Source organism: Paenibacillus turicensis, from assembly GCF_050461185.1.
In the GTDB taxonomy this organism is placed as follows: domain Bacteria; phylum Bacillota; class Bacilli; order Paenibacillales; family Paenibacillaceae; genus Fontibacillus; species Fontibacillus turicensis_A.
In genome coordinates this window covers 478,161-492,053 of the sequence record NZ_JBCMOR010000005.1, presented here as the reverse complement: position 1 = coordinate 492,053, position 13,893 = coordinate 478,161, and the positions used below count along the sequence as shown (strand labels likewise).

Below are 13,893 nucleotides of genomic sequence, written 5' to 3'. Positions count from 1 at the left end.
TATTTAAAATTCCTTCTCCCATATCTTTATTATGGTATCGCTTAATGCCTCCATATATAAAGGGTCTGTATTAAGCGAATCAATCCGCATCAGTCGCATATCTAGCTCCTTAGCAACAGTTTTCGCTTCAATATCTAAGTCATAAAGTACTTCTAAATGATCAGAAACAAAACCAACTGGAGCAACAAGCACATCTTCGACTTGCTCAGTACTTAATTCCTGTAGTGTATCAAGGATATCAGGACCTAACCATGGCTCTGCTGTACGCCCTGCACTTTGCCAAGTAAATTGCCAATTATGAATACCTACCTTGTCAGCAACAGCCTTCGACGTTTCAAGCAACTGATCTTGGTACGGATCACCCATCTCAAGTATTCTTGCAGGCAAGCTATGTGCACTAAACAACACCTTCACATCATCCCGTAATGCCCCTGCTTCTGCAAATAAAGCTAGCTTACTTTCCACACGTATAGCAAGTGCCTCAATTAGGCTTGGATGTAAATGATAGCTATGGACGAAGCTCATCGTGATGCCTAGTTCTTTGGCCCGTGCCTCAGCACGCTTAATATAACTTCCAACACTCATGATGGAGTAATGCGGAGCTAACACAATGCCAATCGCTTGAGTAATTCCCTCTGCATGCATGTTACTAATACCATCTTCAATAAATGGTGGTGCATGCTTGAGTCCTTGAAAGCATTTAAATGAAATATCAGCTTCACTCATTTTTTGATTTAAAGCATCCTGTAATGCCTGGACTTGATCATCAGTATTTTTTCTTAGCGGGAAAACGCCACCTACAATCGCCTTATACCGATTAGTTAAATCTTGTAGCTGCTCTGGGGTAGGTGGATTGCCTCGGCGGATATGCGTGTAATACGATTCAATTTCATCCATACTGACAGGAGTCCCATAAGACATCACTAAAACGCCTATTTTTTCGCCATTTTTTGTACTCAAATTCATTCCTCCAAGCTTCATTTTATTCATGAATCACCAAAATATATAGTCAACCAGTCATAGGTTATATCTTAATTTGTTTCGTTATGATTGAGATCAGATCCCCTTTAACGCTTCGCTAGAGTAGGATTGAACAAACTCAGTAAGCTCTCTTAACTTATCCAAGGACGCTTCTGGAAACAAGCCATGTCCTAAGTTGAAAATAAAGCCAGGCTCCTTAATGCCATCATCAATAATACGCTTTGCATAATCTTTTATTACATCAATAGGTGCAGTTAGTACATATGGATCCAAATTCCCCTGCATTGCAAACGCTCCGCCTGTACGAAGGCGCCCCTCCGAAATTGATACTCGCCAATCAAGTCCAATCACATCTGCCTGTAAATGACCTAACGATGGTAGAAGCTCACCAGAGCTAACTCCTGGAAAATAAATTTTAGGTACATCAAGCTCAGCAAGTTCGGCAAAAATAGAAGTAATTGTCGGTAACACAAAAAGTTCAAAATCATGAGGGGATAAGGCACCTACCCAACTATCAAATAGCTGTAACGCTTTACCACCACTACGAACTTGGGCTTTCATATATTCGGCAACCATACTTCCAAGCTTGTCCATCAAGGCATACCACAGTTGTGGCTGACTGTACATCATCGTTTTTGTTCGGATATAATTTTTAGATGGACGTCCTTCAATTAAATAACTTGCAATCGTAAACGGTGCACCAGCAAATGTAATTAAAGGCACATCAAGCTCACGATCCAATATAGATATTGTTTCTAAAATATGTCCTAGATCCTTCTCGACCTGAATCGGCTTTAAGGCATCAACGTCCTGCTTAGAGCGTATCGGATTATGTATAACAGGACCAACGTCCTTTACAATATCGAAATCAATTCCGATAGAAGCAACCGGATTCATAATATCTGAATAAAGGATTGCCGCATCTACACCAAGCTTTTTAACAGGCATCATCGTTACTTCAGCTGCAAGTTCAGGTTGTTTACATATTTCAAGTAATGTGTACTTTTCTTTTATTTTACGATAATCAGGGTCGTATCTGCCTGCCTGACGCATATACCAGACTGGAACTTGATCTACCTGCTCTTTACGACATGCTGCAATAAAATGATTATGAGTTGACATTGACATGCTAAAAGGCCTCCAATATTCATAATTTCGCCTAATTTATATTATGCCCTTTTTGAAAGACAGTAACAACCATCATTGACAATGAGAACATGACAAAACTATGACACCTAGGAAGTGAATTTTTTGAAAACTTGGAAATTAAATTTAGCTATTATATGGTTTGGACTTTTCCTCGTTAATGCAGGCATGACGATGATTATTCCTTTCTTATCGCTCTACTTAGCAAAAGACCTGAATGTCTTTAATGAAAAAGAAATTACAATATGGGCTGGTGCCATATTTGCAGCAAACTTCGCCACCTCTTTTATTTTCCAACCGATCTGGGGTAAGCTTGCTGATAAATATGGACGGAAGGTCATGCTCCTACGCTCTGGCTTTGGAATGGCGATTGTCACCTCATTAATGGGACTAGCTACAGCACCTTGGCATTTACTAGGGTTAAGGCTATTAAATGGTGTCATTTCAGGCTTTAATCCCGCAGCAGTCTCCCTGGTCTCTAGCACTGCACCCGAAAATCGGATGGGCTTTGCCATGGGAACGGTACAATCCGGTTCGGTTGCGGGTACCATTCTCGGCCCACTCATTGGTGGATTACTTGCTGATAATATCGGTTATCGTCCTATATTTTATATTACGGGTGCCTTGATATTAGTCGCTTCTTTACTTGCCTTGTTTTTCGTTAAAGAAAATTTTGATCGTGAGGAGGCAAGTCATACTCCGCAGGTCAGTGTAATTGCAGGTTTTCGTGAGCTTAATAAAACACCACAGCTCATTGTATTATTTACGATTACTTTTTTACTGCAGTTCGCTATGGTTAGTCCGATGTCCATTCTCCCCTTATATGTTGAAAAACTTCATGGGCTTGCTCAAAATGCAGCCTTGTGGGCAGGATTTACAGTAGCCGTTACGGGTATCTCTAATATGATTACTTCCCCGTTTCTTGGTAAGCTTAGTGATAAACTTGGTGCACATCGTATTCTAACCATATGCTTGATTGGAGCAGCCGCATCATTAATTCCCCAAGCATTTGTGCACACCGTGTGGCAGCTGTTGTTAATTAGACTTATTATGGGAATTTTCATGGGTGGTTTGTTGCCAAGTGTGAATGCACTCATTCGGCATTACACACCAGATGGAATGGAAAGTCGTGCATTTGGCTTTAACGCCAGCACATTGGCACTAGGAAATATGTTAGGTTCACTTGTAGGTGGTTTTCTGGCGGTATACATTGGCATTGAAGGGATATTTATTATCTCAGGCATATTGTTGCTTGGAAATACGTTATGGGCGCGTATGAAGCTCTATGGCAAATATAATAAGGCGGCTGTGCATTAGGAAGATAGGGCTGTGTATTAGCTTTGCTTTTCTTTTTAATCCCCTCTTCCTTATAAGGGGTATCGTTAACAAGTTATATCTCGTAAATAAAATTAGGAATGGAGAAAAATTTGAACTGGAAGAAGCCTCTTATACTCAAAATTGCACATTGTAAAGATAAGATCATACACTTTTGAGTATAACAGCGACTGGAAGTCAAATTTTTTGCAATTCCTTAATTTACGATTTTTTTGTTAACGATACACCTTCATCCTCATCCTACTTAACTAGAGCCAAGGCTAACCCATCATAGGAAGGTAAAAATGCGCTCATCAGCCGTTCATCTCGTGCAATCATTTCATTAAACTGACGCATCGCAAGTACAGCAGGACCATTTTTATCCTGATTTAAGGTTCTACCACGTAATAAGGTATTATCTCCTGCAATAATTGCACCAGGGTTAGCCAGTGAGATTGCATATTCTAAATAGTTAGGGTAGTTGAGTTTATCTGCATCAATAAAGAAAAAATCAAACCTTTTTCCTTGCTGGGCCAGCTTCTCCAAGCTATCTATGGCAGGGCCAATATGATACGTAACAATGTCTCCATAACCCGCCTTAGCCATGTTGCTATGAGCAAGCTTTGCATTGTCTGCACTAATTTCCAGAGATACAATTTGTCCATGTGTTTTAAGTCCACGAGCGAGGCAAATTCCACTGTAGCCACCTAACGCACCAATTTCAAGAATGGCTGTTGCAGAGTTAGCTCGAACAAGCATCGTAAGCAATCGACCATAACTTGCTGTGATCGATACATCATTAATGCCTTGCTCAACGATGGAGGCCCTCACTTGCTCCAGCATCTCATCCTTTTTATATAATTCATCGCCATATTGTTCTGGCGTTTTCATAAATATTGCTCCTCTCGATTGTATATACGTGAACATTGTCCTATACTGAATTGTATGGTTTTTATGTCTTTCCCACAAGTTAAACGGAGTTGATTCTATCATTATGTCTGGAAAATACAATTTAATTGCTACCTGTCCCATGGGACTTGAAGCTGTAGTCGCACGTGAACTAAAGGATTTAGGGTATCACGATACTTCTGTAGAAAATGGACGCGTAAACTTTACAGGTGACTTAATTGACATTTGTCGTTGTAATTTATGGCTACGCACCTCTGATCGTATTTTGATTAAAATGGCCCAATTTCAGGCTTTAACCTTTGATGAATTATTTGAAGGAACCAAAGCCATTGCATGGGAGGAATGGATTCCTGAGGATGGAGAATTCCCAGTAGAAGGCCGTTCGCTTAAATCTCAGCTAAGCAGTGTTCCTGCTTGCCAAGGGATCGTGAAAAAAGCAGTCGTTGAGAAGCTAAAGCTTGCACACCATGTCGATTGGTTTGACGAAACTGGTGCAAGATATGTCATTGAGGTGAATTTACTCAAGGATCAGGCACTCATTACGCTAGACACTACAGGTCCTTCTCTACATAAGCGTGGTTACCGCAAACATGCTTTAGAGGCACCATTAAAAGAAACGATGGCGGCGGCACTTATCATGCTAAGCCGTTGGAATCAAAACCCTGCACGTCCTTTTTATGATCCATGCTGTGGATCAGGGACACTCCCAATCGAAGCTGCCATGATTGCATGGAATATTGCTCCTGGCTTGCGTCGTACCTTTAATGCTGAGCAGTGGTCTGTCATTCCTGAACAGCTATGGCAGCAAGCACGTGAAGAAGCGTTTGACCTTGTTAAAGATGATATTCCACTTAACATTACAGGCAGCGATATTGATCCTGCAGCGATTGAAATTGCTCAAGCTTCTGCAAAAAGTGCTGGATTCGGTAAGGAAATCAAATTTTTGAACATTCCAGCCATCCAAGTCCAACCTGAGGGGGATTACGGCTGCTTTATTACCAACCCTCCATATGGAGAACGTATTGGTGATGATCGGGAGGTACGCAAGCTCATTACACAGTTAGGCAGATTAACTGCTGAATTACCAACTTGGTCTTTCTTTGCAATTACACCTACAGAACATTTTGAAAAGATATTTAATCGCAAGGCAGACAAAAGACGTAAATTGTTTAATGGTCGTATCGAGTGTCAATACCTACAATTTTTAGGTCCATTACCCCCACGTCATTAATTAAGAGAGGCAATGCTTGCCATTGTCTCTTTTTTCATCCCCATTTTCTTTACAGCATAATAAAAGGTATCCCAAGCCAACCATTCTATGGTGCTTTGGGGATACCTCTATTTATAATTCATCTTCTATATATTACCTTTTTATTCATCCTTTAAAGGATTAAAAGGTTTTGGCTTCTTCACAAATGGCGCTGCCTTCTCAATCACTTCATCCTCTGTTGGTGCGCTAACATATCTTCCATTTATATATACAAAAGCGCGCTTTCCACAAGGCCCACAATAGGATTTGCAGCCGATTTTAATCTCAGCATCAGGCGCCATTTTTTGTAACTTAGGAACCATCGTTTTTAAACGGATAAAATTGCATTTATCACATATACGTATATCGTTTGCCATTATTAATCCCTTCTTTTTGCCAAGGCTTTAATGATCGCCATGGTTTCCTTTAGAAGGATTCGTAATCACAAAACCCTCTTCTGGGAAATACAAATAGTCTATTTTTACACCTTCAAGCAAATCTTGTGTTGGATCATAAATAACATCAATCTCTTTATCTGTTGAAACGACATGATCCTTATCCGTTGGCTTCACTAGGTCCATACCATAATGAGCATGATCTCCATGAGCATGAGTGATAAACACTTTTAGCACTAGACCTTTATTTTCTTCCTTATCTAATTCTTTTTTTATAACCTTTGCCGCATTGCGGGTAATTTTTATACTCATCACGTTTCTCTCCTATCACATAGTTGGGCTAGCTATCATTACTATTGTAAAGAAACGTGTCCTATCCTGCAATACTTATCCCACCTTTGCCCCATGTTTGCCACAACTAGCCCTGTACAAATGTCAGCAAAATAGGTTCAATTTCCTCATAAATGTGATCAAATTGTGTCAACGGTAAGGGGTTAACGCCTTCTCCTGCTTCAAGCGTAAAGCCTGGACGTTTAAATTTAGCAATAAACCAGTCCTTATACCCTGCGTCACTTCCTGTTAAAGCAACTGCCTTATACTCCCCAGCTTCAGCCATTCGCTCTGCAAATTCACTACTATAGGCTGGCTCCAAGTCTCTATAGTTCCAATAAAGCTCTTTGCCCTGTGTGTGTATAGATAACACCCTAGCAAAGTTCTTTTCTATCGTTAATCTTGCTAATGCAACCGCCTCCGGTTCACTTAGTGCATGTTTTCCAGCATAATCCTGAGAGGCAGGAGCATAAACTCCTCTTCGGGCAACCTCCTCATCCCAATAGGCAGGAAACTGGTCGTTAAGGTCAACACCGCGAATATTTGCTTTCCAATGTGAGAAGTCTTTTTTTCCTTGGTTCCACTTAGTTAGTGGCAAATCAGCTGTATCCTCATTCCAGCCATCTTGGGACAAATCCACACCATCAGGATTCACCATAGGAACTGCACAAATAGAAATCCGAGAAAGTAAGCCTAGGCTCTCTGGCTTTCCGTCACACCATGCTCTAGCTAAATCCTCCATAAATTTTAGCAAAAGCGGGGTTGTAATCCACTCATTAGCATGCACCGCACTATTAATGTGTACCTGCTCAGTTCCAGTCCCTAATTGTAATGCAGGAATTCTTTTTCCAAGTACACTGTGACCAATCCACGTTAAATGTAGACAAGGATACAACTTTGTTAATTGATCAATATGAAGGATTAAATCCTCATAGCGATACCCATCCTGTACTTCCACTACTCTTTTTTTATTCATGACACATTTCCCCTTCCTGAGCATGAATAGTAATAACTCTAAGTCTTAAGCATGAATGAAGTATTTCATGAATCACTTAAGTAGGTGCTCTTTTAAATAAGTAATTGACAACACACCCACATTAGCGGAGAGACAGAGAGATTCTGAAGAGCGTCTCTTAAAACCAAATTCCATCAATCAATTATTCTAATCAAGGGAATTTGGTTTTAATACGGTCGTAAGAACTCTCTGGAACGCAGCCTCAATCATCATTGTACGTTTCAATTACTTTTACTCCCACTCCCCTTTTATCCCTGTCACATTTATCTCCGTCTTAAGCATGATGAAGTATTTCATGAATCGCTTAAGTAGGTGCTCTTTAAAATAAGTAATTGACAACACACCCACATTAGCGGAGAGACAGAGAGATTCTGAAGACCGTCTCTTAAAACCAAATTCCATCAATGTATTATTCTAATCAAGGGAATTGGGTTTTAACACGGTCGTAAGAACTCTCTGGAACGCAGCTTCTATCGTTGTTGTATGTTTCAATTACTCCCACTCCCCTTTTATACCTGCACGTTTATCTCCGTCTTAAGCATGATGAAGTATTTCATGAATCGCTTAAGTAGGTGCTCTTTAAAATAAGTAATTGACAACACACCCACGTTAGCGGAGAGACAGAGAGATTCTGAAGAGCGTCTCTTAAAACCAAATTCCATCAATTAATTATTCTAATCAAGGGAATTGGGTTTTAACACGGTCGTAAGAACTCTCTGGAACGCAGCAACTATCCCTCTTATGTTGTCATGTACTTATTTTTTTACTTCCTACTTACCGCAAGAAATATGAAATCATCGCCAAGACCACCAAATGTGCAGGATAAAACCCCCTCCATAACCAGCGAGGCGTCGTCCTTTGCTCCAGCTTATGCCACAGCAACGACCCATAAGCGATAAATACCGTTGGAACAATACTTGCTAGCTGAATAAACCAGCCATGGGACCACCAAAAGATTAAATTTAGTATGAAATGTGCAAAAACCATCTCCCATGATTTTAAATAACGAAAAATAAGTACTAGAAATAAGCCGTAGGCACCATAATCCATCGGTATCCATTCCATCACGATAGCAAAAGTAACTGTAACCCCCATAGCAAGCGTAGTGCTTTTAAACTTATCCAGAAGGTGTAACACTACACAGCATAAGCATAATGTCACAATAACATTTAAGCCTTTAATCCCTAAGGCAAGCTGAAATGGGAGCTGGGCAACAAGCGCGAGTCCAATCAACCTCAGTAAATACTTGGGACGAGAAGAGGTATATAGATAGCCTTGAACTAATGCATATGCGTAAATAGGGAAAGCAATTCTGCCAATTATCCTTAAACCAGCTTGTCCAGGAAAAAAAATGGCGCCGACATGATCAATTAACATCGTAAGCATCGCAATCCATTGCATTTATAATCCTCCAAAATAAACAAATTTCATCCTACAATTTTTATCTATAAAAAAGGGCTCAACCTTAAAATCAGTGCTTGACAATAGGCAAACGAAGCGGATGAGCAGAGAGATGGTGGAAAAGCGATAGCGGTACAATCTTTCTGTAAGAAAGATACTTCGAGAGCATAAACCACTCTCTGCTACGTAGCCTCCCACCCCAAACATTGTCAAGCACTGATTACTATATTGAGCCTAAGAAAGCTCATTATTTATAATAAATGAAAAAAACCTCTGAAGATACACTTCAAAGGTTAACATCCAAGTTTATATTAAAAATTATAAACATTCCGGTACTTGCCATACGACTGGTGTAATTTTGATCTGATCCCCTAGCCATGAGATAGCAATTTTTTGAAATAGTTCAGCATCCCCACTACAAAAGAACTGATGAACAGGGATATGATTTCCTGATGCTAATTGTCCTTTTTGATGGAGAACCGCACTAATCTCCCTTGCTGTTTCATCCGCAGAGCTAATTAATGTTACCTTTTCCCCCATCACTTGTTTAATCTTTGACTTTAAAAATGGATAGTGTGTACATCCTAGAATTAAACAATCAATCGGATTTTCCTGCATTTGCACTAAAGATTCCTCTACAATCTTTAATGCTTGCCGGGAATCTGATAAACCTTTTTCAACTAAAGGTACAAAAGCTGGACAAGCTTGGCTATACACTTCAATAGCTGGATTGATTTCCTTTAGTGCTATACAATAAGCATCACTAATAATTGTCCCTATTGTACCAATCACACCAATTTTTCCAGTCTTAGTTGCACTTATAGCAGCTCTAGCACCTGGATGAATAACGCCAATGACTGGTACGTCCAGCTTCGCCTTAATAATATTTAACGCAGCTGCCGTAGCCGTATTACAAGCAATTACGATCATTTTAGGATTGTATTGGACTAAATAATCAACAATTTGCTCTGTAAATACTGCTACTTCTTGTGACGAGCGAGGTCCATAAGGTGCTCTAGCAGAATCACCAAAGTATATAATTTTTTCACGAGGAAGCTGTCTCATGACCTCTTTGGCAACTGTAAGGCCCCCTACCCCCGAGTCTAATACCGCAATTGCTTGCTCCACGAACATACCGCTTCCTTTATACATAAAGTTGAATCCGAGTCTGTGCGAATGATTCATTGTGTTACTATATGTGTGTACAAGCTAAAATGTACCTATAGTAACCTTTTTCTTTATAACATAACAAAATAAACATAACGAAGAAGACCCATGTTACAGGTCCCCCCACTTAAATTATTTATTTGGTATTATTATGACTCAAAACCAAAATTAGTGCTAACTTCCGAGGAAACAGCTACGGCGTAGAAGGTGGCTTCAACCCCTGTTACAGTCTGATTTTCTTAAATTAGATCGTTATCGGTTTGAAAAACAGTCTGTAAAGGCGGACGTGTTCACTTCTCCACCATCCCTCTCCCCCTTTGCTATTTTTGCTTCCTCTCCACCACTAATTTCTTAGTTGAGCTATTATTATTTTTCTTCTTTTGTTTCTTCTACGCTTTCCACCACAACAACATCTTCAATGGTAGGTGCTGCTTCATCTGCAATTCCTAACAAAACTGGCTGGGCAGCTTCAGTGCTGTCTGAGGATACAGTAACAACAGGTGCCTCTTCCTCTTTGCCAGAACGCCAGTTTTGGAAGTCCTGTACAAGACCGTCTGCCGTATTTTTTACTTTACCTGCAATTTGTACAGTTTGTTCTCCTACCTTTTGTGCAACCTCAGTTGTTTTTTCCCCTGCCTTGCGCGCACCAACGGCAATGTCCTTACGAACTTCTTTACCTGCCTTAGGCGCTAGCAGTAATGCCGTTACAGAGCCGACAACAGTTCCTATTGCTGCTCCCCAAACCCAGCCTTTACTTCTTTTTACTTTTTGTTCTACTTCAGCGTTTACTTGAACTTCTTGATTTTCTTGACTCATGTCTCATCTCTCCCTAGTTGACATTACCCCTTATCAGGGCTAACGCCTATATCGTTAATGTATTATAAGCAAGTCGTGCTTGTCCCGACACTATAAAAGATAAACTATTTTTTCCCTATAAGATATGCGAAAAGTCCTATGTAGCTTTACTCTAGCAACAAGCCCCTGTCCAGCAAATTTAAAATTCAAAATCAACCGCAATGGAGCTTTCACGTACATCATTCATATAAGTGATGACCTTTTGATGCTCTGGGTGCACTTGGTAGGCTTGTAAATCTTCTAAAGATTCAAAAACAGCAATAAGTGCAATATCATAAGAGCGCTCAGTTCGAAGTATATCTTGACCAATCTCTAAGCTGCGCAACTGCTCTATTTTATGCTCAAGTCCTCTTAGTACAGTTGCTGTACGTTCAATACTGTCAGCTGAGCCATCCTTTAGCTTAAAAAACACAACATGCTTTATCAATGTAACTCCTCCCTTCTCTATTAAAATGATACTCAAGCACCATACACAAATACTATCATATTGCTAGAACTAGAAGCAAACGGCAACTCATTTGAAGTTATTACACTGTAAGGATGCCCTAAATTATAAATAATGATGTTTATACAATTTTCTATCAATCTACCAACATATAATATATTAAGTCCTTTTTTTCTAGGACAATACTAAATAAAGGGGGGATTTACAATGGGTTTATTTCGTTTTTTATTGAACTCACCTATTCGTATACGAATCAGAATTCTTCAAACCTCATTTGAAATTTTGAAATTACGTGTTGAGCATCTTGAAAAAAAACTAGCTTCTACCCATTTCCCCGACTATGAAACAAAGCAAAAATTGCTAGGAGCGGTAAACCAATCTATTATAGTCCAAACGAAGGAATATAAATTTGAAGGTACACTGATCGCAGTCCACAACAGTTCACTTGAAATTGCAGATGATAAAGCTCAACGAATTATTATCCCATTTACGAAAATTTGCTCGTTCCATCAATAAATTTTTGCAAACAAGGTCCAGCGTTTTCTTTGCTGGGCTTCTTCTTACTTTATAAAGAAAATAACGCCTTTGCACCTTTAAAAACACAAAGTCAGACAGCTACAGATGAAAATCTCTCCATAGCTACCTGACTTAATAGGACGTTATCATTCTATTAAAGCCTTATACTTTTAGACTGTACAAACGTTCACCTTGCTTTACTTCAATGACCTGATTTTGCTCTAATGCATTATACTGATCAATATTTGTAATAATGACGGGTGTAATAATTTCATAACCTGCCTGTTTAATGGCGATATGATCAAACTCCATGAGTAAATCTCCAACCACAACCTGTGCTCCTGCTTTAACATGTGGAGTAAAGTGTTGTCCCTTTAATTTTACTGTATCGATACCGATATGGATTAGCATTTCTGCTCCTTTATCACTAACGATACCAATGGCATGACCACTTTTAGATACGGAGAACACTGTACCATTTACTGGAGCCACGACACGACCTTCAATTGGTTCAATCGCAACACCTTTACCCATAATTTCCTCAGAAAATGCTGGATCGGGAACTGCACTTAATGGTTTTACTTCTCCAACGATAGGACTAAAAACTTCTTCATTTGCTACAGAAGCCTCTAACTCTATTGATATATCAACATTTTTAGCATCCACAGCTGGTTCCGCTACTACTTCAGTTATAACAGCCTCGACTTCATCTTCTTGGAAACCAATTACATAAGTAATTATTGCTGCTGCAACAAAACTGATTACCAATCCAATTAATGCGTAAATAAGTGTCGGGCCAATAAACATCGCAATACCAGGAAGACCAGCTAATCCACCCATAACATAAGCTTTAGTGCCAAACGTGCTCATAAATGCCCCACCGATTGCAGCACCGATTAAAGCGGCAATAAATGGCTTTTTAAATTTCATGTTAACACCATACATGGCTGGCTCTGTAATCCCCATTACAGCAGTAATACCAGTAGAAAATGCTAATGTTTTTGTTTTGGAATTACGACTTTTCCATGACACTCCAAATGCCGCTCCAGCTTGTGCAAGGTTCGCCGCTGCCATAAGTGGAATCATGTAATCAAAACCAAGAGTAGCAATTGATCCGATCATAATAGGTACTAATGCATAATGCATACCTGTAATAATTAGCAAGGAGAATGTACCCCCAACAAGCAATCCTGCAAATAATCCTGCATTGTTAAACAGCCAAGAAATACCGTCCGCTAAACCATTACCCGCAACAACACCAATGGGTCCTACAGCAATTAGGGTAATAGGAACCATCACTAACATAGTTACTGTTGGAACTACAAGAAGCTTTAAGGAAGCATGTGTTACTTTATCGATCGCTTTTTCAACATAGGATGCTAACCAGACTGCAATTACAATTGGAATAACAGATGAAGAATAGATCGCGGAAATCACTTTAATATTAAGGAATGTTGCCTGTTCAGGCCCTCCTAGTAATGCAGTAATGTCTGGATGTAATATCGCTGCACCGATCCCTGCTGCAATAAACATGTTACTCCCTAATTTACGAGCAGCACTTACTGCTAGCAGGATAGGTAGGAAATAAAATGCCCCATCCCCAATTGCCGCCATAATTTTATAAGTAGAGCCTGTAGCTTCTATCCAATTAAGCGCAACTAGAATCGCTAAAATCCCTTTAATCATACCTGCACCCGTGATCGCTGGTAAAATTGGGGTAAACATACCTGAAATAAAGTCTAATACGCCACTAACTGGATTTTTAGCTTTTTTAGGCTTATCCTCTGAACGGGTTTCACCTTTAGAAGTAAATGTTGGAGACATATGCTTCACTAATTCGGTATATACACCAGCTACCTCGTTGCCGATAATAACTTGATATTGCCCCCCATTAATCATCACACCCATGACACCATCTAATTTTTCGATTTCCTGCTTATTCGGAATTTTGTCATCATGCAAATTAAAACGAAGACGGGTCATACAATGTACCACTTGATCAACGTTTTCTTCGCCACCTACCATCTTTAATATGTCTTTGGACAACTTTACTTTATCCATCTTTTTATCCTCCTGAACACCAATTAAAGTATAAAGCTAAAATTTCCCATTAAAAAAACCTGAATATTTAATTACTCTCAAACGTCACGTTTGCAGTAATAAACATTCA

At 39.6% G+C, this 13,893-nt stretch carries 14 protein-coding genes; 3 read left to right on the top strand and 11 right to left on the bottom strand.

Annotated features, from left to right (window positions below; genetic code table 11):
* Positions 1–3 precede the first annotated feature (3 nt).
* Both hemH and hemE read right to left on the bottom strand, forming a co-directional pair.
* Complete coding sequence (gene hemH, locus ABE099_RS04340; protein ID WP_430027714.1) at positions 4–960, bottom strand: ferrochelatase; 957 nt, start codon at positions 958–960, stop codon at positions 4–6.
* 96 nt (positions 961–1,056) lie between these two features.
* Positions 1,057–2,103 (bottom strand): uroporphyrinogen decarboxylase, encoded by a 1,047-nt coding sequence (hemE, locus tag ABE099_RS04335; RefSeq protein WP_430030452.1) that lies wholly within the window; start codon positions 2,101–2,103, stop codon positions 1,057–1,059.
* A gap of 129 nt (positions 2,104–2,232) precedes the next feature.
* On the opposite strand from hemE, the gene ABE099_RS04330 reads away from it, so the two are divergent.
* On the top strand, positions 2,233–3,444 hold the full coding sequence (locus ABE099_RS04330) for an MFS transporter (protein WP_430027712.1): 1,212 nt from the start codon (positions 2,233–2,235) through the stop codon (positions 3,442–3,444).
* Positions 3,445–3,702: 258 nt separating this feature from the next.
* Here the strand turns inward: ABE099_RS04330 and ABE099_RS04325 are convergent, their stop codons facing one another.
* A complete protein-coding gene (locus ABE099_RS04325; protein ID WP_430027710.1) occupies positions 3,703–4,332 on the bottom strand; it encodes an O-methyltransferase in 630 nt (209 codons plus the stop codon).
* A gap of 103 nt (positions 4,333–4,435) precedes the next feature.
* On the opposite strand from ABE099_RS04325, the gene ABE099_RS04320 reads away from it, so the two are divergent.
* Positions 4,436–5,581: a THUMP domain-containing class I SAM-dependent RNA methyltransferase gene (locus tag ABE099_RS04320; protein ID WP_430027708.1), complete on the top strand. Its 1,146-nt coding sequence runs from the start codon at positions 4,436–4,438 to the stop codon at positions 5,579–5,581.
* 140 nt (positions 5,582–5,721) lie between these two features.
* Here ABE099_RS04320 and ABE099_RS04315 read toward each other — a convergent pair whose 3' ends face one another.
* The 7 genes from ABE099_RS04315 to ABE099_RS04285 all read right to left on the bottom strand — a co-directional run bounded on the left by ABE099_RS04315 (position 5,722) and on the right by ABE099_RS04285 (position 11,189).
* Positions 5,722–5,976 (bottom strand): DUF1450 domain-containing protein, encoded by a 255-nt coding sequence (locus tag ABE099_RS04315; protein ID WP_210089566.1) that lies wholly within the window; start codon positions 5,974–5,976, stop codon positions 5,722–5,724.
* A gap of 27 nt (positions 5,977–6,003) precedes the next feature.
* A complete protein-coding gene (locus tag ABE099_RS04310; protein ID WP_210089567.1) occupies positions 6,004–6,306 on the bottom strand; it encodes a HesB/IscA family protein in 303 nt (100 codons plus the stop codon).
* A gap of 106 nt (positions 6,307–6,412) precedes the next feature.
* Entirely contained in the window at positions 6,413–7,300 is an 888-nt protein-coding gene (locus ABE099_RS04305; protein WP_430027705.1) for a M14 family metallopeptidase, read from the bottom strand.
* Positions 7,301–8,113: 813 nt separating this feature from the next.
* Positions 8,114–8,740: a TraX family protein gene (locus ABE099_RS04300; protein ID WP_430027703.1), complete on the bottom strand. Its 627-nt coding sequence runs from the start codon at positions 8,738–8,740 to the stop codon at positions 8,114–8,116.
* Positions 8,741–9,058: 318 nt separating this feature from the next.
* Positions 9,059–9,874, bottom strand: a complete 816-nt coding sequence (racE, locus tag ABE099_RS04295) for a glutamate racemase (protein WP_430030450.1) — start codon at positions 9,872–9,874, stop codon at positions 9,059–9,061.
* A 399-nt stretch (positions 9,875–10,273) separates the two neighbouring features.
* On the bottom strand, positions 10,274–10,723 hold the full coding sequence (locus ABE099_RS04290) for a YtxH domain-containing protein (RefSeq protein ID WP_430027701.1): 450 nt from the start codon (positions 10,721–10,723) through the stop codon (positions 10,274–10,276).
* A gap of 178 nt (positions 10,724–10,901) precedes the next feature.
* Positions 10,902–11,189: a Dabb family protein gene (locus ABE099_RS04285; RefSeq protein ID WP_430027699.1), complete on the bottom strand. Its 288-nt coding sequence runs from the start codon at positions 11,187–11,189 to the stop codon at positions 10,902–10,904.
* 225 nt (positions 11,190–11,414) lie between these two features.
* Here ABE099_RS04285 and ABE099_RS04280 point away from each other — a divergent pair, with 225 nt between their 5' ends.
* Positions 11,415–11,723, top strand: a complete 309-nt coding sequence (locus ABE099_RS04280) for a hypothetical protein (protein ID WP_430027697.1) — start codon at positions 11,415–11,417, stop codon at positions 11,721–11,723.
* 162 nt (positions 11,724–11,885) lie between these two features.
* Here ABE099_RS04280 and ABE099_RS04275 read toward each other — a convergent pair whose 3' ends face one another.
* Entirely contained in the window at positions 11,886–13,784 is a 1,899-nt protein-coding gene (locus ABE099_RS04275) for a beta-glucoside-specific PTS transporter subunit IIABC (protein WP_430027695.1), read from the bottom strand.
* Between the last annotated feature and the right edge of the window lie 109 nt (positions 13,785–13,893).